This is a genomic window from Desulfopila sp. IMCC35006, from assembly GCF_005116645.1.
Taxonomy (GTDB): Bacteria; Desulfobacterota; Desulfobulbia; order Desulfobulbales; family Desulfocapsaceae; genus Desulforhopalus_A.
In genome coordinates this window covers 60,816-78,470 of the sequence record NZ_SWCM01000011.1, presented here as the reverse complement: position 1 = coordinate 78,470, position 17,655 = coordinate 60,816, and the positions used below count along the sequence as shown (strand labels likewise).

General features: G+C 48.8%; 17 protein-coding genes and 1 pseudogene. 3 read left to right on the top strand and 15 right to left on the bottom strand.

Annotated features, from left to right (window positions below; all coding sequences use genetic code 11):
• Nucleotides 1–6: 6 nt before the first annotated feature.
• The 9 genes from FCL47_RS17365 to FCL47_RS25695 form a co-directional block, all read right to left on the bottom strand.
• Nucleotides 7–579 (bottom strand): DUF2179 domain-containing protein, encoded by a 573-nt coding sequence (locus FCL47_RS17365; protein WP_136814802.1) that lies wholly within the window; start codon nt 577–579, stop codon nt 7–9.
• Nucleotides 580–654: 75 nt separating this feature from the next.
• Complete coding sequence (locus tag FCL47_RS17360) at nt 655–1,692, bottom strand: rod shape-determining protein (RefSeq protein ID WP_136814801.1); 1,038 nt, start codon at nt 1,690–1,692, stop codon at nt 655–657.
• A gap of 53 nt (nt 1,693–1,745) precedes the next feature.
• Nucleotides 1,746–4,277: an NAD(P)(+) transhydrogenase (Re/Si-specific) subunit beta gene (locus tag FCL47_RS17355; protein ID WP_136814800.1), complete on the bottom strand. Its 2,532-nt coding sequence runs from the start codon at nt 4,275–4,277 to the stop codon at nt 1,746–1,748.
• Between the two features lie 25 nt (nt 4,278–4,302).
• Entirely contained in the window at nt 4,303–4,593 is a 291-nt protein-coding gene (locus FCL47_RS17350; protein WP_136814799.1) for an NAD(P) transhydrogenase subunit alpha, read from the bottom strand.
• 114 nt (nt 4,594–4,707) lie between these two features.
• Nucleotides 4,708–5,862: an NAD(P) transhydrogenase subunit alpha gene (locus FCL47_RS17345; protein WP_136814798.1), complete on the bottom strand. Its 1,155-nt coding sequence runs from the start codon at nt 5,860–5,862 to the stop codon at nt 4,708–4,710.
• A gap of 96 nt (nt 5,863–5,958) precedes the next feature.
• Nucleotides 5,959–6,390: a HEAT repeat domain-containing protein gene (locus tag FCL47_RS17340; RefSeq protein ID WP_136814797.1), complete on the bottom strand. Its 432-nt coding sequence runs from the start codon at nt 6,388–6,390 to the stop codon at nt 5,959–5,961.
• 276 nt (nt 6,391–6,666) lie between these two features.
• The gene (locus FCL47_RS17335) at nt 6,667–8,490 is read right to left on the bottom strand and encodes a sigma-54-dependent Fis family transcriptional regulator (RefSeq protein ID WP_136814796.1); all 1,824 of its coding nucleotides are present in this window, start codon (nt 8,488–8,490) and stop codon (nt 6,667–6,669) included.
• Nucleotides 8,491–8,892: 402 nt separating this feature from the next.
• Nucleotides 8,893–9,033 carry a hypothetical protein gene (locus FCL47_RS24600; RefSeq protein WP_167496545.1) on the bottom strand — a complete coding sequence of 47 codons (141 nt, stop codon included), beginning with the start codon at nt 9,031–9,033 and terminating at the stop codon, nt 8,893–8,895.
• On the bottom strand, nt 9,030–9,134 hold the full coding sequence (locus FCL47_RS25695; RefSeq protein WP_370459575.1) for a methylenetetrahydrofolate reductase C-terminal domain-containing protein: 105 nt from the start codon (nt 9,132–9,134) through the stop codon (nt 9,030–9,032). Before FCL47_RS25695 ends, FCL47_RS24600 begins: the two co-directional genes overlap by 4 nt.
• Here FCL47_RS25695 and FCL47_RS25690 point away from each other — a divergent pair.
• The 3 genes and pseudogenes from FCL47_RS25690 to FCL47_RS17325 form a co-directional block, all read left to right on the top strand.
• A pseudogene (locus FCL47_RS25690) lies at nt 9,095–9,262 on the top strand (acyl-CoA dehydrogenase family protein); the annotation flags it as partial. The gene FCL47_RS25695 and the pseudogene FCL47_RS25690 overlap by 40 nt on opposite strands.
• Nucleotides 9,245–9,490 carry a rubredoxin-like domain-containing protein gene (locus FCL47_RS25685; RefSeq protein ID WP_370459574.1) on the top strand — a complete coding sequence of 82 codons (246 nt, stop codon included), beginning with the start codon at nt 9,245–9,247 and terminating at the stop codon, nt 9,488–9,490. The pseudogene FCL47_RS25690 and the gene FCL47_RS25685, both read left to right, overlap by 18 nt.
• A 173-nt stretch (nt 9,491–9,663) precedes the next feature.
• Complete coding sequence (locus FCL47_RS17325) at nt 9,664–10,161, top strand: ferritin family protein (RefSeq protein ID WP_136814795.1); 498 nt, start codon at nt 9,664–9,666, stop codon at nt 10,159–10,161.
• A gap of 194 nt (nt 10,162–10,355) precedes the next feature.
• On the opposite strand, the gene qmoC is transcribed toward FCL47_RS17325, so the two are convergent.
• The 6 genes from qmoC to lpdA all read right to left on the bottom strand — a co-directional run bounded on the left by qmoC (nt 10,356) and on the right by lpdA (nt 17,655).
• On the bottom strand, nt 10,356–11,552 hold the full coding sequence (gene qmoC, locus FCL47_RS17320; protein WP_136814794.1) for a quinone-interacting membrane-bound oxidoreductase complex subunit QmoC: 1,197 nt from the start codon (nt 11,550–11,552) through the stop codon (nt 10,356–10,358).
• Nucleotides 11,553–11,746: 194 nt separating this feature from the next.
• Nucleotides 11,747–11,938 carry a ferredoxin gene (locus FCL47_RS17315; protein WP_136814793.1) on the bottom strand — a complete coding sequence of 64 codons (192 nt, stop codon included), beginning with the start codon at nt 11,936–11,938 and terminating at the stop codon, nt 11,747–11,749.
• 90 nt (nt 11,939–12,028) lie between these two features.
• Nucleotides 12,029–14,314, bottom strand: a complete 2,286-nt coding sequence (locus tag FCL47_RS17310) for an FAD-dependent oxidoreductase (protein WP_136814792.1) — start codon at nt 14,312–14,314, stop codon at nt 12,029–12,031.
• 5 nt (nt 14,315–14,319) lie between these two features.
• Nucleotides 14,320–15,585, bottom strand: a complete 1,266-nt coding sequence (locus FCL47_RS17305) for an FAD-dependent oxidoreductase (RefSeq protein ID WP_136814791.1) — start codon at nt 15,583–15,585, stop codon at nt 14,320–14,322.
• 167 nt (nt 15,586–15,752) lie between these two features.
• A complete protein-coding gene (locus FCL47_RS17300) occupies nt 15,753–16,184 on the bottom strand; it encodes a CBS domain-containing protein (RefSeq protein WP_136814790.1) in 432 nt (143 codons plus the stop codon).
• A gap of 73 nt (nt 16,185–16,257) precedes the next feature.
• Entirely contained in the window at nt 16,258–17,655 is a 1,398-nt protein-coding gene (lpdA, locus tag FCL47_RS17295) for a dihydrolipoyl dehydrogenase (RefSeq protein WP_240744283.1), read from the bottom strand.

The window sequence follows — 17,655 nt, the reverse complement described above, 5'->3', positions numbered from 1 at the left end:
GGGGCACTATTTATTTTTTTGCCGGGAGCGCCAACCGCCACGTGGCAAAAAGGTCGGCCTGAGTATTCTGTTCATATCCCTGGCCGGTTCGATGACGTAAAAGATCTTTTCGTCAAATTCGATGATCATGGGTAGCAGCCACTTCAGGTGTCGCCGCCCACACGCGATATACAGTTCCAGAACCGGACCGTTCATCCCTTCTCCGTGAAATATGGTCACCGGCTGGCCCATCTCACGAATTTTATCGGCGATTGCCTGTCCATTGTTAGTAGCAAAAGCCTTGAGGATGATCTTGCCGAAGGCCAACTTGCGTTCGACCAGGATTCCGGTAACATTCCCACAGGCATACCCCAGGGAGTAAAACATAATCAGAATCGGTGACTGATCGATCTGCTTGATGATGGTGCTGATCGCGGTTATCCAGATGGTTATCTCGATTACAGCCAGAAAAAAGGCGACGACGGCTCGCCCCTGAACGGTAACGATAGTTCGGACAGTGCCTAAAGAGACATCGACGACACGGGCTGAGAAAATAAAGAGCCCGGTCAGCAAAATGTGTGAATCAAGGAAAGAGAGCATAATGTGGACCTCAGACAGTCAATAGAAGAAGAATTAATTTTAGTTTTTTTAAAAAAAGAGCGACACTGCCTCTCTCTAACGCAAAGCAGTCAACTTCGGCCAGGTAAAATTTTCCCACCCACCTTTCTTGCCAATCCAATAATTCAATGATTGGCGTGCACCATTTATCACTGCATGCAATGGATCAATAGCAACTATAACTTTGATGTTGGTTCTTGATGCTATGAGCTTATCCAATCCTGCAATACATGCCCCACCGCCTGTCAAAGTAATTCCCGATTCCAGGATTTCATAATATATTTTATCCGGCAGTTTTTTCAGAAAATTGACTATCATAACAGTAAATTTCATTAATATCGGTTCTATCGCATTGATCACATCTCTTTTGTTGACGCAACAACTGACACTTTTTCCCTGGACAGCATCAATGCCGCTAATATCAAATATTTCGACATTGGATTCTTGTTCATCGAGCATGGATGAGATTACGTGGGTCAATTTTTCAACAGAAGTACTCTCCAGTTGCACCCTGTGTCTTGCAAGGATTGTGGAACGAACCGATCTGTGGAGATCACTGCACGCTATATGCACTGTTGCATGGTATATAATGCGTTCTCCCCGAAACACCGCCATTTCAGTTACTCCATCGCCAATATCTACAAGCATTTGCGCATGGGGAAGAGTAAGGTCCATTCCCGCTCCGATAGCAGCAGCCCGGCTTTCTGGAATTATTGCCACATGCGATGTCCCGGCATTTATAAGCGCTTTACGAAGGAGGTCCCGCTCCTTTTCTGTTGTACCTATTGGAGCGGTGGCCAAAGCCATTGGTGCAAGAAGAGATTTTCTGTTCGTATTCACTAATTTTTTCAACAATATCGTGGCATTTTTCAAATCAACAATTACCCCACGGCGAAGTGGTTTTGTTGTAATTTTATTATTAATATAGTGAAAATAATCATTTGAGACGGGAGCTGTTTTTCGTACAACCAGGTGCATTGAAGAAGGATTATCTGTGGTCTCCCCGTTAAGTGAACTATATATGCGAGTATTCGCGGTACCAAGATCTACCGCAATATTGGGGCGCGACAGACAGTGTAATAAATCTTTAAACATAACTTTCACTGCTCCTCCGTTTTTATAAGATGACCCGCTACCGCCCCAAAAAATCAAACATCGATATGTCGCAATGCTGCGTGCAGGTTGCTTATGGTTTCCCTGGCATCACCAATAAGGAGTATTGTCTTATTGGCGGTATACAGCGGATTAGGGACACCCGAGTAACCGGGCTTGGTATCCAGGTTGCAGACAATAATGCGTTTGGCATCCTGGGCCAGCAGGATCGGCATACCGGAAATGGGAGTTCCTTCACTTTCAATCGCTGCGGGATTGACGACATCACAGGCACCGACAACTATTGCAACATCAGTTTCTCCAAATAGCGGATTAACGTCGTCCATCTCAAGCAGGTCTTCGTATTCAACTTCCGCCTCGGCCAGCAGTACGTTCATGTGGCCGGGCATCCGACCAGCCACCGGGTGAATGGCGTACTTGACATGCACACCGCGCTGTTCGAGCAGAGAAACAAGCTCCACCAGTTTGAACTGGGCCTTGGCCAGTGCCATCCCATAGCCGGGAATGATGATCACGCTTTTTGCCACAGCGAGAGCTGCAACTGACTCCGAAGTTGCGTCAGCCGCAACCATAGCGGTGGAAGGTGTAGATTCCTGTGGTGTTGTTTTTGCAACAAGCATTTTTTGCAGCTGCTGGATTGACTTTTTGGCATCACCTTCAAGCAGCACCGTGTTGTTCTGGAGATAGAGTGAATTCTCCACGCCCGAGTAACCGGGGTTGCGGTCAAAGTTGCAGCAGATAACGGTTTTTGACTTGTGCGCCATGAGGATGGGCATTCCCGAGATGGGTGTCCCCTCGACCTCAATGGCCGACGGGTTGACAACGTCGCAGGCACCGACAACCAGTACCAGATCGGTGGCCTCGAACACCGGGTTGATAGTCTCCATCTCCACCAGCATATCGTAGTCAACACCGGCTTCGGCGAGCAAAACGTTCATGTGGCCCGGCATGCGGCCGGCCACGGGGTGGATGGCGTATTTGACATCTTTACCCATGGCGATGAGCTCGCCAGCAAGGTTTGCGACGTCTTCCTGGGCTTTAGCCAGAGCCATACCGTATCCGGGCACGATGATGATTCGTTTGGCTGTCCGCAGCGCTGCGTCTGCCCTGGTATAATCAGCATCGGCATCGGAAATCGGCCCTTCAGAAGACTCAGGTGTTGGTGTACTGCTTAAGGAATTGAGAAGACCCTGCACTGTCTGTTTGGCGTCACCTTCGAGCATGATGCAGTTGTCCTGGTCATAGAGTGAGTTCTCGACCCCCGAGTAGCCTGGTTTGCGGTCGAAATTGCAGCAAACCACCTTTTTGGCCTCATGGGCTTTAAGGATCGGCATCCCCGAGATGGGAGTTCCCTCAACTTTTATGGCTGCCGGGTTGACAACGTCGCAGGAACCGACGACCAGCACCAGGTCGGTGGCATGAAATTCTGGATTGACGGTTTCCATCTCCACCAGCATGTCATAATCAACACCGGCCTCGGCGAGCAAAACATTCATGTGCCCCGGCATGCGACCAGCTACGGGGTGGATGGCATATTTGACATCTTTACCCATCGCCGTCAATTCTTGCGCGAGCATCGCGACGTCTTGCTGGGCTTTGGCCAGGGCCATGCCGTAGCCGGGCACGATAATAATTTTCTTCGCCCCTTGAATGGCGGCAACAGCATCGGTCAGCTCGGTCGCAAGGTCAGTAGGAGTAGTTGCGTTTACCTCGGGTTTTAGCGGAGATGGAGATCTCGTCGTTGTTTTCGAAAAAGGTTTTTGGGGTTTGTAGTCCGGGAAAATAACCTTGCCTATCCGGCGATTCATCGCATTACACATGACATAAGTAAGAATCGATCCGGAGGCGGCGACGGTTGCGCCGAAAGCGATCAGCAGCTGATTCTCGATAACCATGCCGCAAAGAGAGGCAGCAAGGCCCGCAGTTGCATTGAGTGAGGAAATCAACACCGGCATATCGGCACCACCAATACGGATCGCCAGCAGGACGCCAAAACCGATTCCCAGAAGAATCTCCAGAACAAAAAGGGACGGAGCGACACTCGCCGGAACAATAAAAGAGATTGCGCCAATGACGACCAGAGCAATAAAATTGAGGATAACAAAGAGATTATGGTGCGTCAGTACTTGCGGAGCCTGATGCATCTTATTGGCGAGTTTTGCACTGGCAATCATGCTGCCGCTAAAAGTCATAGAACCGATAGCCAGACCGAGAACTCCGGATATTTCGCTCACCAGGTTCAGAGCATGAGTGGTTCGGGAAAGTTCCACTAAGGAGACCAGAAAAGCTGCGACACCACCGGCTCCGTGTTGAAAAGCGACCATGGAGGGGACCTGGATCATGCTGACCACCCGGGCCAGGGCCAAGCCGGCAACTCCGCCCACCAGAAGAGATATAACTACGGTAGTGATATCAACGATCCCCTGCCGATAGAGAACCAACGTAAAAGCCAGGAACAGCGCCAGAGCAGCGGTCAGATTGCCGTTTTTTGCCCGGAGAGGCTCACGGAATTGCCAGATTCCGATAATGAGAATAACAATTACAGTAAAGTCAATGAGCAGTGTCATATCAGTGGATCCCTTGGTTGATAATTCAGGATATCTTCTTTTTGCCTTTGAACATCCGCAGCATTCTGTCGGTGATGGCAAAGCCGCCAACCACATTAAAAGTTGCGGTCATTATGGCAATCGAACCGAGAATTTTTTCTATGGGTGTCGTCGGCACAGAAAACAATATAAGCGCCGCCAGGATGGTTATGGCAGAAATGGCATTGGTCATGGACATCAACGGTGTGTGGAGCAAGGGCGGAACCCGTGAAATAAGGACGTAGCCAATGGCAAAAGAACCGATAAACACCACGGCCATCAAAAGCAGATTAAACATGGATATGCCTCCAGCATTGTAAGTGCCTTACAGAAAAGATTCACGGGCGCCGACAGAAACATTTTCTCTGTCAACACCCGTTTTTTTTGAGCAACTTTGAATTGTCCATACACCTTATTTCATGGCTTTCAGGGTGCCTTCATGGACAATCTTTGTCTGATGGGTGACCAAAGAGCCTTTGACGATTTCATCGTCAAAATCAAGGGTGTCCTTGCCTTTTTTGAACAGGTTCTCAACATAGTAGTACAGGTTGTTAGCATACAGCCAACTGGCATGGACGGCCATCCGGCCGGGAATATTCTGAATGCCGCAGACATGCACCTCGTGTATTTGCACGAATTTGCCGGGTTCCGTCACCTGACAGTTACCGCCCTGATCTATGGACACGTCTATGATGACCGAGCCGGGCTTCATGGCGGCGACCATTTCGTCGGTGATGAGGATAGGCGCGACTTCCCCTGGTACCAAGGCGCTGAGAATTACCACATCGATATCGGCCAAATGGCTGGAAATGAGTGTGCGCTCTTTTTGAAGCCATGATTCGTCGAGGGGCTTGGCATAACCGCCACTGCCGGCTGCCAATTCCTGGGGAATATCGAAATCGATAACTTTGCCACCGAGGCTGTCCGCTTCCACTGAGGCATTTTTACGGATATCGAGCGTTTTAACCACCGCGCCAAGCCGCTTGGCAGTGGCGATGGCCTGCAGGCCGACAACACCGATGCCGATAACCAGAAAATTTGCCGGTTTGATTGTGCCGATAGCGGTGCCGATCATGGGAATGAATTTGGGCAGCTGATTTGCGGCCATTATGACTGATTTGTAGCCAGTAATCGCGCTCATCGAGGATAAAGCGTCCATTCTCTGGGCCCGTGAAATCCTCGGAATTCCGTCCATGGTCAGGGCGGTAATATTTTTCTCCTGGAGGTCTCGGACCATCTGATGGCTGCTGGGGGCCGCAGGATGGAGAAAAGTAATTAGAATACTGTCTCGGCGAAGCATTTCCACTTCATGCTTTTTCTTGTGTTCGTTGAAAACTGGCTGTTTTACTTTCAGGACAAGATCAGCTTCAGCAAACATTTTTTCAACGTCGTTAGCTATGGTCGCTCCGGCATTTCTATAGTCATCATCCGTGATCATCACGCCTTCGCCAGCACCTGCTTCGACAACCACAGTGAAGCCAAGGGCGATGTATTTCTTGACGGTCTCGGGAGTTGCTGCCACCCGTTTTTCTTCGGATAAAATCTCTTTTGGTATTGCAATCAACATGGTTAGCCTCGGTGGTAAATATGTTGCCCGGCAACGGGAAATTTAAGTATCGACGGTCTCATCAATTCAAAGAAATTGGATCGCCGCCAAGCCGCATTAAACGATACTGAATTTTTCGTGGGCTACTGAGTAGAGCTTCTTCAGTGCCTGCTCAAATAGAGGTGGGTGCTGGCTGGATTGCAGATTTCCCACTGTTTGTCGTATCTCTTTTTTTACTTGATTCTCAAATGTGTTGGCGCCATTTTTCATGAATTCCATCAAGGTATCACAAGCGAGAATCCGCACCTCATAGTAGAGATTTTCATCGGAGATTATGTCCAGAACCTGAAGAACCAGAGTAGTATCCGGTTTGTTGATTTTGCCGATTCGATTCAGTACTTCTTCGCGAAGCCTCCAGTTATCGCGGTAGCGAAGTACTCTGGTCAAGCCTGGTTGACATTCACTCAGCTTACTCTCATCCGATAGTTTACAGATAAGCTCCAATACCGGCCCCCAGTCTCTCAGATTTCCAAATGGATCAGGTTGCATTTTTTTTCTCCTTGTTGTTGAGTGGAACAAATAAGACGAGCTTTAAATCTTCAAGCACGCCATCTCGTTACCTCTTATACAGCAAAGGAGATGCCAGATTGAAAAAATAAGTTAATTATCTGATATTATACAACAAATGTTAAGCAAGGGTGACATGAGAAAAATATCGATCGGGCGAAAACGCCCATACGAAAAACAAGAAATCCGGGTAATATCCTGGAATTATGACGTTTTACCTAATCGGGCAAAATCGCCCGCAGTGGGCGTTCTTGGTACTTAGGGGAGGAGGTTTTTTCGAGAAAGGGCCCTTCGAGAAATACCCAAGAGGTTGGCAGCCTTGGTCCGGTTGCCATGTGCCTGTTGCAGTGCTTGCGAGATCAGCGAGCTTTCAAGGCGCTGCACCGCCTGAGGAAGATTAAATTGCATCTCCATTGAGCTCTGGTCAACTGTGGGGTCGGCTGAGAGGAATTCGAGCCGGCCCAGCGCCAGATAGCGCTGGAGGACATTTCGTAACTCGCGTACATTACCCGGCCAATCATATCCCATGAGAAGATCCATGATATGGCCTGGAATGTTGGCGGGAGTCGCCGGCGGAGACATCTGGTGGACAAAATGATCGACCAGCAGGGAAATATCCTGCTTGCGCTGGCGCAGTGGTGGCAGGCGGATCTGGATGACCTGAAGGCGATAGAAGAAATCATTGCGCATCTCGCCGCTGTTGACTTTCTCGCTCAAGGATACATTGGAGGCTGAGATGATGCGAAAATCCGACTGGATCGTCTCGGTGCCGCCAACCGGTCGGTAACCACTCCCTTCAATGGCCCTCAGGAGTTTGGCCTGCATATTGACGGTGAGTTCACTCACTTCATCGAGGAACAGGGTGCCGTGGTTCGCCAAGTCCAGATAACCGGCAGAGTCTGTATTGGCACTGGAGAAAGCACCTTTGCGATGGCCGAAAAATTCTCGTTCAAAAAGTGATTCCGGGATCGCGCCGCAGTTGACTGCGACAAAGCTCTTGTTTTTTCTCGGGCTGTGTTGGTGGATGGCCTGGGCCACCAGCTCTTTGCCGGAGCCGGATTCGCCGAAGATAGCGACGCTTGCATCAGTGACAGCAGCTTTCATGATCAGTTCGTATACTTCCTGCATGATTGGGGAGCGGCCAAGAATATTGCCGAATCGATAGCGTTCTTTCAAGGAAGCACGCAATACCCGGTTTTCATCGTGCAGCTGGTCAGCCATGCTTTGCGCCGCAACCTGCTGCTCTTTGATTTCGGTGATATCTTTAAAAGTAGACAGGAGAGCCGGTTGACCCTTGAAAGTAATCGGACTGTGGCAGACCTGTATCCACAAAGTTTTTCCAGGACGAGAAAAACAATGCACCTTGTCGACCTTATCTTTGGTGCAGCTGTCGGCATATCCCCGGTACATCTGCTTGATTTCGTCGACTTCACCAGCGCCGGGACTGAGTAGCTTGTTGTCGATAACGGCCTTCGCTGATGCTATGTTGAACATTTTACAAAATGCCGGGTTCACATAGCAAAATCGTGCATTTTGAGCCAACACCACGCCGTCGGTAACCTGTTCCGTCAGGATGCGATATCTTTCTTCGCTCTCTTTTAACGATTCCTCAGAAAGTTTCAGCCACAGAACCTTGCTCAAACGTTCGCTGATGGCCTGCAGGAGGTGGGATTCTTCCTCAAGAAATAAACCACTGTTACCGGTTGAGGGGGACTGGGTATAGAAAACATCAAGATCCCCTACATGCCGATCATTGAGCATGATTTTGGTGTTTCGACACCATTCGGTCCGTTTAAAATGAGCAGAGACATATTCCTGACCATCCAGCTTGATACAGCAGCAGGCAAACTCCGGATACTGCAAAGCGGCAGGGATAAGTTCAACTGCACGCGATAGAATCCAGTTCAGAGTTACGTCCTGATTTTCAAGAAGGCTGGAGATACTGTAGAGACAATTGAGTTCTTTAATTCTTTCAGTTAGGGCATTAGTGGCAGTATAGATGGGCGGAAGCTTGCAGAATTCCCCGCAGACTATCTTATCTTCGCTTGCATTTGCCGGCTTTGTGGCATCTGTAGGTTTCATGTATCTTTCTCCTCACCCGGAGATAAACTCTTCAACAAAAAAGTTTTATATTTGATAGCATACTGTCAGTATGCTTTATGGGATAAAGAATCTAAAATTGTACAGTGTTTAATAATACATTGCAGCCTATAAGCCGCTGAGTGCCGGGTTGATCTTGCCACTTAAAAGGTTTAAATATTCAACCAAGAGGTGTTGCTACAAATTGAAGCTTGTCATGGTCTATCTTAATCTCTTCTGAAATATTAGTTGGGTCAACATTCATAGATATATAGACTGCCGTAAAAGGGTATGTACCAATTTTACGGTAATTTCATTGAACCCGAAATTCTCTTAGAGCGCATTAGAAAAGCCAGTGTTCTATGCCGCCAATCTGTGGGAGGCGATCAACAACTTATAAAACCTTTATTTCTGATGATCGCGGTTCAAGTGAAAATTGATCCAAGAAGAGGTCTCGTTCAGCTCCCAGTTTCTGGGGGGAACCTTGTCTTTTAGAAAAATGATCAGTTTATCGGCATGCTCCAGGCGGTCATATGGTCTGTTCATATGCAGTCTTTCTCCGGATAAACTTCACAGGCACCATTCCGGCTGCCGCCGCAGTGGCCGTTGCGCGTCAATAAGCAAACGCTATGTGACTGAATCGGCACTTGAGGTGGTTAATGAGGCCCTGCAGATTTTCGGCGGGTATGGATACACCAAGATGTTTCTCATTGAAAAAATCCTGCGACTGCTTCAAATCTATGAGGGAACCAGCGAAATCCAGCGCATTATACTCGCTGACTTTCTGCTCAAAGAGTATCAGCCATCCCTGCCGCTCCATCGCCTGCACGATCCCAGTAGCGGGAAGACAGCAACATCTACCGGCAAGGTATGGCGGGGCAGGATCTGTGGTTACGTACATTACGCTGATACAGCCCCGGCGGAGTGCCCGTGCTGCTTTTTCCCCATACGGCATTTGAATGAATGCAATATCCTGGATGCGGAGACTTATATACGAATGTGAAGCTGATTATATATAATTTTCTACTGTAATATTTGAACGAATCATTGCAATACCCTGATGATGGTGCCTCTGATGAAACTCACAGATAACCGTCTATAAATGATCCCTGGCCTGACGTGGAGTTCGGCCTTTCCTTCTTCATTCTTGATGGAGACAAAGCATGGAGGTTAGAGATGGATATTTATGAATTTGCTATGCAGATGGAAAAAGACGGTGAAAATTACTATCGAAAATTAATCAAGGGATGCAAAGACCCTGGGCTGAAAAAAATTTTCGCAATGTTGGCCGATGAAGAAGTAAAACACTATACGTTTATTGAGCAGTTAAGTCAAAAGAACGCTCTACCACAGGCAAATGATACGCAAATACTGGAAAATGTAAAAAACATCTTTGTTGAGATGAGAGAAGGCAAACAAGTTCCGCAAATCGATACAACAGAAGAGACGAACGCATATCGAAAGGCTCGTGACATTGAAGAAATGAGCCGGAAATTCTATCTGGAAAAAGCTCAAGAGGTCGAAGGGGAACAGGCAAAATTACTCCTCAATCAGCTGGCAAAAGAAGAGGAGAAACATTTGCGTATCATGGAAAATATTGTTGAATTCATCTCGCGTGCAGAACCGGGAAAATGGCTTGAGAACGCGGAATGGCACCATCTGGATACATATTAGGACCTTAGAAATTATTACTTGGTTTTCTCCTCCGGCTTGGAACACTCTAAATGTTGCCGTTATGTCGGTCTGATTGGACCGGCTTTGGTCGAAATGAAAGCCGGCGACTCCTTGCCATCCCTTTAGTGCCGCTCCCGGTTGCCTGATATTGGACAGCCGGAAGCGGCTTAAAAGAAAAAGGAGGCTTCCCTAAGTCAATCAATTGTGTTTGTTGCAAAAGCACTTACCCGATACTTCTCGAAACACATTGCTGTTGTCCTGTAGACAATATGAGCAAACTTGGTATATGGCATGTAGAGAAAAAGCATCAGAACCGAGACAAGATGTAAGAAGTAAACATAGTACCCTAAAGTCGGCATGCCGGCCCAGCGCAGCAATTCTGCACCGAGACCCGTAATTCCCACGGCAACTATTTCCCAAATAAGAAACCAGTCATAAAATGTCCTGCTTGCTTTGCCTCTTTGCTCAAGTGCTAAACGATTTCTCCAGAGAACCCAGATACCATACAGTAAAGCAATTGCCGAAACATTTGCCAGAGTTTTGAAAGGGTCCGTCAGTGGCAGCGGGCCATGAAAAGATGGCCAGATAAGTCCCAAAATATCCTGCCTGAACGCCGACCAGCACGTGAGAATAAAGGCACCAATAAAGCCCAAAACCAGCGGGAGATGTCCCTTGACTCGGTCAGTGTTGGCCGTGCATTCACGAAAGCGGTTATGTTTCATTGTTTCAACGAGTGAAGGCCAGAGAAAATCAGTGACAAACATAAAAAAAGAAGGTCTGAATTCGATTTTTATATTAGCTCTCTTGCTCATTCGCTGCCACATTGTATGGATGCCTCTATAAACTGAATATACAGCTAAGCCTGCAGCAGGCACCATAATTGACACTATGAAAAAAGTATTCTTCGGATACCATTTAAAATCCCAGTGTCCGAAAAACTGGGTATAGCCGTAACGAGCAAATACATCAGCAGAGGGAATATGCGTTGCACCTGACAAAAGCCAAAGGGCTAAAATGATAACTGCAGGGCCACCGAGCAATATCGGCAGATTCTTGATGTCGGCTGCCAGCCTTGCAAGCCATGCAGGCCAGCCATACAACGTGTACAAATAGGCGCGAATCGCACCGAGAACTTCGGCAGGTTTTGCGCCGCGCGGACATATCTCGGTACAATCCCCGCATTGATGGCATAAAAAGACTTCCGGGTCATCCAAAAGTCGCTCTTTCATTCCCCACTGTGCCCAAATCATTTCCTTCCTGGGAAAAGGATGTTGATCTGTTGAAAGAGGACAGGCAACAGAACAGGAGGCACATTGATAACACTTCTTCAATGTGTCGCCTCCTGTCTCTTTCAGAGATTTGATAAATTCAATATCCGGGTCAAAGCTCATGTCGACCTCCAGTAAATTCACCTATGACAAAAATTTCTTGGCAATCATTTGTCGATTCAGCGATCAATGAAAAGAAGAAACAGGATGCCGGATACCACCTTTCAACGTCCTGTTTCTCACTCTTTTATACACCTTAGTCTACAGCATATTTGCCATCACCCAAAAATCCCTCCTCAATAGAGGCGGTAAATTTGTCATTCTTTAGAAATACACTGTGCTGGACATGAAGCTATCGCCTCATCGACACAATCTTCTTCGGCATCTGCATCGTCAAGAACATAAGCTTTAACTTTATCGTCATCAAAGGCGAATACGGAGGGACAACATTCCACACAAGCCTCACAGCCAATACATTCTTCCTCATCAATTACAACTTTCTCAGACATGATATTCTCCTTTATAATAGTTTTCCGTGCTTCGCTACCGTTCGGCAAACAGTCGGTCTGCTGAACAGCTTTATTCAACAATAATATTTTTTAGAATCCTTTAAAGGGGTTTGGGCCAAGTTCGACGATTTTCTCAACGAATTCATTAATGATTTGCGGGATTTTATGATAGTCATCAATGCTTACTTCACGTGCAGCTACCCGCTCAGGTTCCAGGCCTAGGCTGCCTAAGGTCTCTCCGATGTTCGCCATACGTTTATCGGCAAGTTCACTCCCTTTGACAAAATGGCACTGGTAGCCGTCGCCGAACTTACAACCCAGCAAGACAACACCGTCCATACCTGAAGATAAAGCATCCCTAATCCATACCATGTTGACCGAACCTAGGCATCGCACAGGAATAACTCTTACAAGGTTGTTCAAACCGTACTTACGCATACCCGCCATATCCAGGGTTGGATAAGCATCGTTTTCGCAAACCAGCGCAATAAATCGTAGCTTATCCTCATCATCGTCGGGCACTTCAACGGATTTGATCATTGAGCCGATTATGTCAACGTTGTAATTCTTGAAACCGATGATGCGTTCGGGACAGGCACCCATGCAGACTCCGCATCTGCGACACCTGCTGATGTTTGGTTTCGGCGTACCCTTGTCGTCGTCATCCAGCGCGCCGAAGGGGCATTCCTCTGTACAGCGTTTGCATTGGGTGCAACGCTGGAAAAAAAACTCTGGAAAGGACTGATCGCCGGATCTCGGATGAACAGCAATCCCATGATCAGTAGATTCGATGGCTTGAATGGCTTTCAATGCTGCGCCGGTTGCATCGTCAATGGTCTCTTCCATATCAGTGGCTTTCCGGACACCACCGCAGGCATAAACCCCCGTTCGCCGCGTCTCGTATGGGAAGCAGATAAAGTTTGAGTCGACATACCCGTCAAACAGCTCAAGATCCATAAACGCCGGTCCCTGGCGGTAAGCCAGGTTAATGCTTGGTTCTTTCTTGGTGGTTGGTATCATACCGGCGGCCAACACCACCATATCTACTTGAATGGTCATATCCTCATTGAGCAGGGTGTTGGTTATGGCTACCGTCAGGGAGCCGTCGCCCTCTTCGTTGACTTGCATAACATTGGCCTTGGTGAGGAAAATGCCGTCGTCATCCTGTGCCGCTTTGTAGAAAAGTTCCAAGTTGCCGGGAGTGCGCATGTGCTGGTAAAGGATATAGGCCTTGGCGTCGCTGTTGTCCTCGCGCACATACATGGCCTGCTTCAAAGCAACAGCACTGGTTACGAAGTTGGCATAAGGGAAATCCTTATCATTCTCAGCACCGCCCGGGCTCTGCACAAAGGCAACAGACTCGACAGGTTTGCCGTCTGACGGCCGGGTGATTTGGCCATGGGCAGCAAGACTTTCAAATTCAATGTTGGTGAGCACGTTCCTAAATTTGCCGTAGCCCAAATGTTCATATTCCGAAACGTCTGCGGGATACCAACCAGTGGCGAGGACCACGCCGCCGAAATCCTCGGCATCGGGGTTTTCCTCCATATACGCCTTCAGCCCTTCGTTGGGATCGGGCATCTGGCCCTTATTCATTTTATCTTGATCATCGCTGGATACCTTGGCGGGGGCGTCCCATTCGTTCTTGGTTCCGGCAGTCTTGAAAGTGACCTTCAGCGCACCGGGCGCCCCACTGATCCTGGCCACCTCGGTGCCAGTCTTCACGGTGATCTTCGGATCACTTTCAACCACCTTGACCATCTCGTGGACACCAGGTTGCTCAAGAGAGGCGTAAGGGGATTTGGTGGGGAACTGTTTGCGCCAGTTCAGGGCCTTACCCCCCAGTTTATCTTCCCGCTCAACCAGGGTCACGTCATAACCTGATCCGGCAGCTTCTTTTGCAGCGGTGAGTCCCGCAATGCCGCCGCCCATCACCAGAATAGTCTTGGTGGTTTTTTCAAGCATATAAGGAGACGGCAGATCGGTTTTTTGGGCCTGTTTGCATGCCATTCGGACATAATCCTGGGCAAGCTCATTAGTATATTCTGCTATCGTTTCGGCATTCCGTGACTCGCTGGGCTTCTCCATCGACCAGACCACCTGTTCGCGGAGATTGGCGCGCACAGTGATCTTGTCATCCCCAAAGGAGAACTCCTTTTTCCAAACCCGCGGAGAACATGCGCAGATAACGACGGTATTCACCCCATCATTTGCGATGTCAGTTCTAATCATTTCACGGCCGGCCTCACTGCATAGAGCTGCATGGAGCTTGGCCGTCATCCCCTGTTCGCCGGCCACACTTGAAAGTGCTTCAATGTCGAGATTTTCTCCTATCTCACAACCTGTGCAGATATATGCCCCGTATTTTTTATCCATTGACATTACCTCCTCGACGATTGAATGGCTTTAAGGGCGGCTGCAGTAGAATTCTGGCCACTGACCATAACATCGGTCACCTTCCTGGCACACCCACATGAAACCATGCCATTCTCCGGATTAGACAAAATAAAGCCGTTACTATCAATTGGCAGGCCAAGCGCAGCGGCCTGATCTTTCATTGTTGGTTCCATCCCGGTGGCTAAAACAGCCATGTCGACTCTCTGATGGATCTTTTCTCCGGTGAGCGCATTTTCAGCTACCACGGTGACACTGCCATCAGATTCCGGGACAATCTCGGCCACTTTTCCTTTGGTGAAGAGGACATTGCCCTTTGCAGTTACTGTGTCACGCAGTTTCTCGTGTCTGCCGGACGTCCGCAAATCAATGTAAAAAACGTAGACCTTGGCCTCCGGGTATTGTTCCTGTATGTAGGTGATTTGTTTGATGGTGGCATTGCAGCAGATATATGAACAGTATTCCAGATGATTCTCATCACGGGAACCGGCACATTGAACAAAGGCAAAGCTTTCCGGTTTTTTGTTATCACCTGGACGAAGAATCCTGCCGTTGGTAGGTCCATTGGGAGATGCCAGGCGCTCCATCATCATACTGGTAATGATCGCCTTGCTTTCATTGAACTTTAGGTTGGTTATTTTGTTTGGATCATAAGGATTCCAACCCGTAGCCCAAACAATAGCGGCCACATCAAGCGTGAAAGATTTTGTCTGCATGTCAAGCTCTACTGCATCGTATTTACAAGCGTCTTTGATTGCCTGCAGGCTCGCCTCGCTGCATGCCTCCTTGTCAATGACATATCGCATCGGGAATGCCAGATCATGGGGTTTGTACGCGGCCTTGGTCTTGCACATAGCGAAATCGAAGTCACTGTCCCGTTCATCCAGGCACGCTTGCTCACATGCCCCGCAGGCGGTACAGTTGCTGTTAATGTAGCGCGGCCTGGTCTCAAGACTCACTTGATAATTTCCGGGGCTGCCTGCTATGCTTTTAACCTCAGTCATGGTATAGACACGAATTCTGCGGTTGTTCTTGATCCGCTGGAAGTTGATCTCAAGTCCGCAGATAGGGGGGCAAAGCTTGGGAAAATATTGGTTGTGCTGCGCAACTCGGCCACCCAGATAAGAGTTTTTCTCAATCAAAAAAATATCTTGTCCGAGTTCAGCGGCTTCGAGAGCTGCAGTCAGTCCGCTCATGCCACCGCCAACTATCAGTACAGCGCCTGCTCCAGGCACGCTACGTTCATCTGTCATGCTAATCCTCCAGTAGATAGGAAAATTAAGATTAATACCTCGAAGTTAGTTGCCAAGATTACCTTCTTGGCAACAGTTCAAATTCGCTCCTATGTGTGTTTTGATGCCTTGAACTCATTTCCTCTCTGGTTCTTTCCGGCTGTTTCAAAATTTGTCAATCCAGGATATCATCCTGGCTGTTGACGGGAGGCCATCAGCTTAATCAGATCAAGGTTTGAGACGATTCCAAGTGGTTCATTGTTTACGCCCGTAACGAGCAAGTGATTTATGCCGCCCGTGTACATGACCTTGATCGCAGACATGAGGTCCTGATCTTCGTCAAGTTGGATACATGATTTGCCGTTTGCATTCTTGCCATCGACATTGCATTCCGTCATAAAGAATGAGATTTTTGTCTGCTCAAGATCATAATCTTGAGCCAGCCCCTGCATGACATCGGAGACGGTGAGAATGCCGATGAGCAGTTCCTCGGCTTTGACGACCAGCACCGAAACATCAGACTCCGCCATGAGCTGGATCGCTGCATTCAAGCTTTCTTCGCCTTTTATTACCGGAAATTTCCTCTTTATAGCCTGTTTAACCTTTAGATATTTTTCCATGGAATTTGCTCCGTTAAAGGTAATTACTGTTGGATACAATCAGAAAACAGCAGGTGCGTAATACATTCTTTTTTCACCCATGAATGGCGGCTTTTGCAACGTTCAGCGCAGCCTCCTTGAGCGCTTCGGAAAGAGTCGGATGCGCGTGAAATGCGCGGGCCAGGTCCTCGCTGCTGGCGCCGTATTCCATGGCCACCACCGCTTCAGCGAGCAAATCACCCGCCTGGGGCCCTATGATATGAACGCCCAGTATTCGGTCGGTGTCATGATGGGCGATGACCTTGACCAGCCCGTCTGACTCGCCGAGGGCAAGGGCACGACCATTGCCTTTGAAGTAAAAGATCCCGGTTTTAATCGGCACCGCTTCCTCCAAAAGAGAATCTTCGGTTCGTCCGACGGACGCCACCTCCGGGTGGGTGTACACAATACTGGGCATTGCCTGGTAGTTGACATGACCATAGCCGGTGGCCATATATTCAACACATGCCACTCCCTCCTCAGACGCTTTATGGGCAAGCATCGCCCCGCCGATCACGTCTCCGATCGCATAGATTCCCGGTAAAGAAGTCTGCCAATGGCTATCCACCTCAATGAATCCCTTCTTATCGATCCTGCCGCCCAATTCCTCAAAACCAAACCCTTGGGAGCATGGTGTTCGCCCGGCAGCCAAAAGTACCTTCTCGGCCACAAGAGGTTCTTTACCGGAAATGTTGACCCGGCACCCTTCACCTGCCTGCTCGATCCCGGTAATTTTTGCACCAAGCAGAAATTTCAACCCTTGCTTCTTAAAAATGCGCAACGCATGCTTGGACATATCCCTGTCGGCGGTTGGCAGAACTCGGTCAAGATACTCCACCACCGTTACTTCGGCGCCGAGACGGTGCCAGATGGACCCCAACTCGAGGCCGACAGCACCGGCTCCAACCACGACCAACTGTTTGGGCACCGCCGCAAAGGCCAGGGCTTCGGTGCTGGACACCACATGTGTCCCATCGATTGCCACGCCCGGCAGCCCGGCAGCCCTGCTCCCTGTGGCGATGAGTATCGCCCTGGCTGTGAGTAGCAGCTCTTTCTCTCCTGTCACCCGGACCTTGAGGCCATCCAGAATGTGGGCGGCACCGGTAAACCGCTCGATCTTATTTTTCTTGAACAGGTAGTCTATCCCCGAGGTGAGGGTCTTGACGATTTCATCCTTGCGACCCATCATAGTCGCAAGATCAAAGGAGGTCTCTCCCACCATTATGCCGTGGGCTTTTAAACCAGTTCTGCACTCGGCATATTTATGCGACGATTCGAGCAGAGCCTTGCTCGGAATACAACCGATATTCAGGCAGGTACCACCGAGAACAGCGTCTTTTTCCACGCAGGCCACCTTCAGCCCCAACTGAGCGGCACGAATAGCAGCGATATAGCCACCCGGGCCGGCTCCAATGATCACCAGATCGTAACCCTCTTTTTTGTCGGCCATCAT

Bases quoted from the DNA above. Each gene is read 5' to 3' on its own strand.
- FCL47_RS17365 (WP_136814802.1), bottom strand. From the start codon at position 579: ATGCTCTCTTTCCTTGATTCACACATTTTGCTGACCGGGCTCTTTATT.
- FCL47_RS17360 (WP_136814801.1), bottom strand. From the start codon at position 1,692: ATGTTTAAAGATTTATTACACTGTCTGTCGCGCCCCAATATTGCGGTA.
- FCL47_RS17355 (WP_136814800.1), bottom strand. From the start codon at position 4,277: ATGACACTGCTCATTGACTTTACTGTAATTGTTATTCTCATTATCGGA.
- FCL47_RS17350 (WP_136814799.1), bottom strand. From the start codon at position 4,593: ATGTTTAATCTGCTTTTGATGGCCGTGGTGTTTATCGGTTCTTTTGCC.
- FCL47_RS17345 (WP_136814798.1), bottom strand. From the start codon at position 5,862: ATGTTGATTGCAATACCAAAAGAGATTTTATCCGAAGAAAAACGGGTG.
- FCL47_RS17340 (WP_136814797.1), bottom strand. From the start codon at position 6,390: ATGCAACCTGATCCATTTGGAAATCTGAGAGACTGGGGGCCGGTATTG.
- FCL47_RS17335 (WP_136814796.1), bottom strand. From the start codon at position 8,490: ATGAAACCTACAGATGCCACAAAGCCGGCAAATGCAAGCGAAGATAAG.
- FCL47_RS24600 (WP_167496545.1), bottom strand. From the start codon at position 9,033: ATGAACAGACCATATGACCGCCTGGAGCATGCCGATAAACTGATCATT.
- FCL47_RS17325 (WP_136814795.1), top strand. From the start codon at position 9,664: ATGGATATTTATGAATTTGCTATGCAGATGGAAAAAGACGGTGAAAAT.
- qmoC (WP_136814794.1), bottom strand. From the start codon at position 11,552: ATGAGCTTTGACCCGGATATTGAATTTATCAAATCTCTGAAAGAGACA.
- FCL47_RS17315 (WP_136814793.1), bottom strand. From the start codon at position 11,938: ATGTCTGAGAAAGTTGTAATTGATGAGGAAGAATGTATTGGCTGTGAG.
- FCL47_RS17310 (WP_136814792.1), bottom strand. From the start codon at position 14,314: ATGGATAAAAAATACGGGGCATATATCTGCACAGGTTGTGAGATAGGA.
- FCL47_RS17305 (WP_136814791.1), bottom strand. From the start codon at position 15,585: ATGACAGATGAACGTAGCGTGCCTGGAGCAGGCGCTGTACTGATAGTT.
- FCL47_RS17300 (WP_136814790.1), bottom strand. From the start codon at position 16,184: ATGGAAAAATATCTAAAGGTTAAACAGGCTATAAAGAGGAAATTTCCG.
- lpdA (WP_240744283.1), bottom strand. From the start codon at position 17,655: ATGATGGCCGACAAAAAAGAGGGTTACGATCTGGTGATCATTGGAGCC.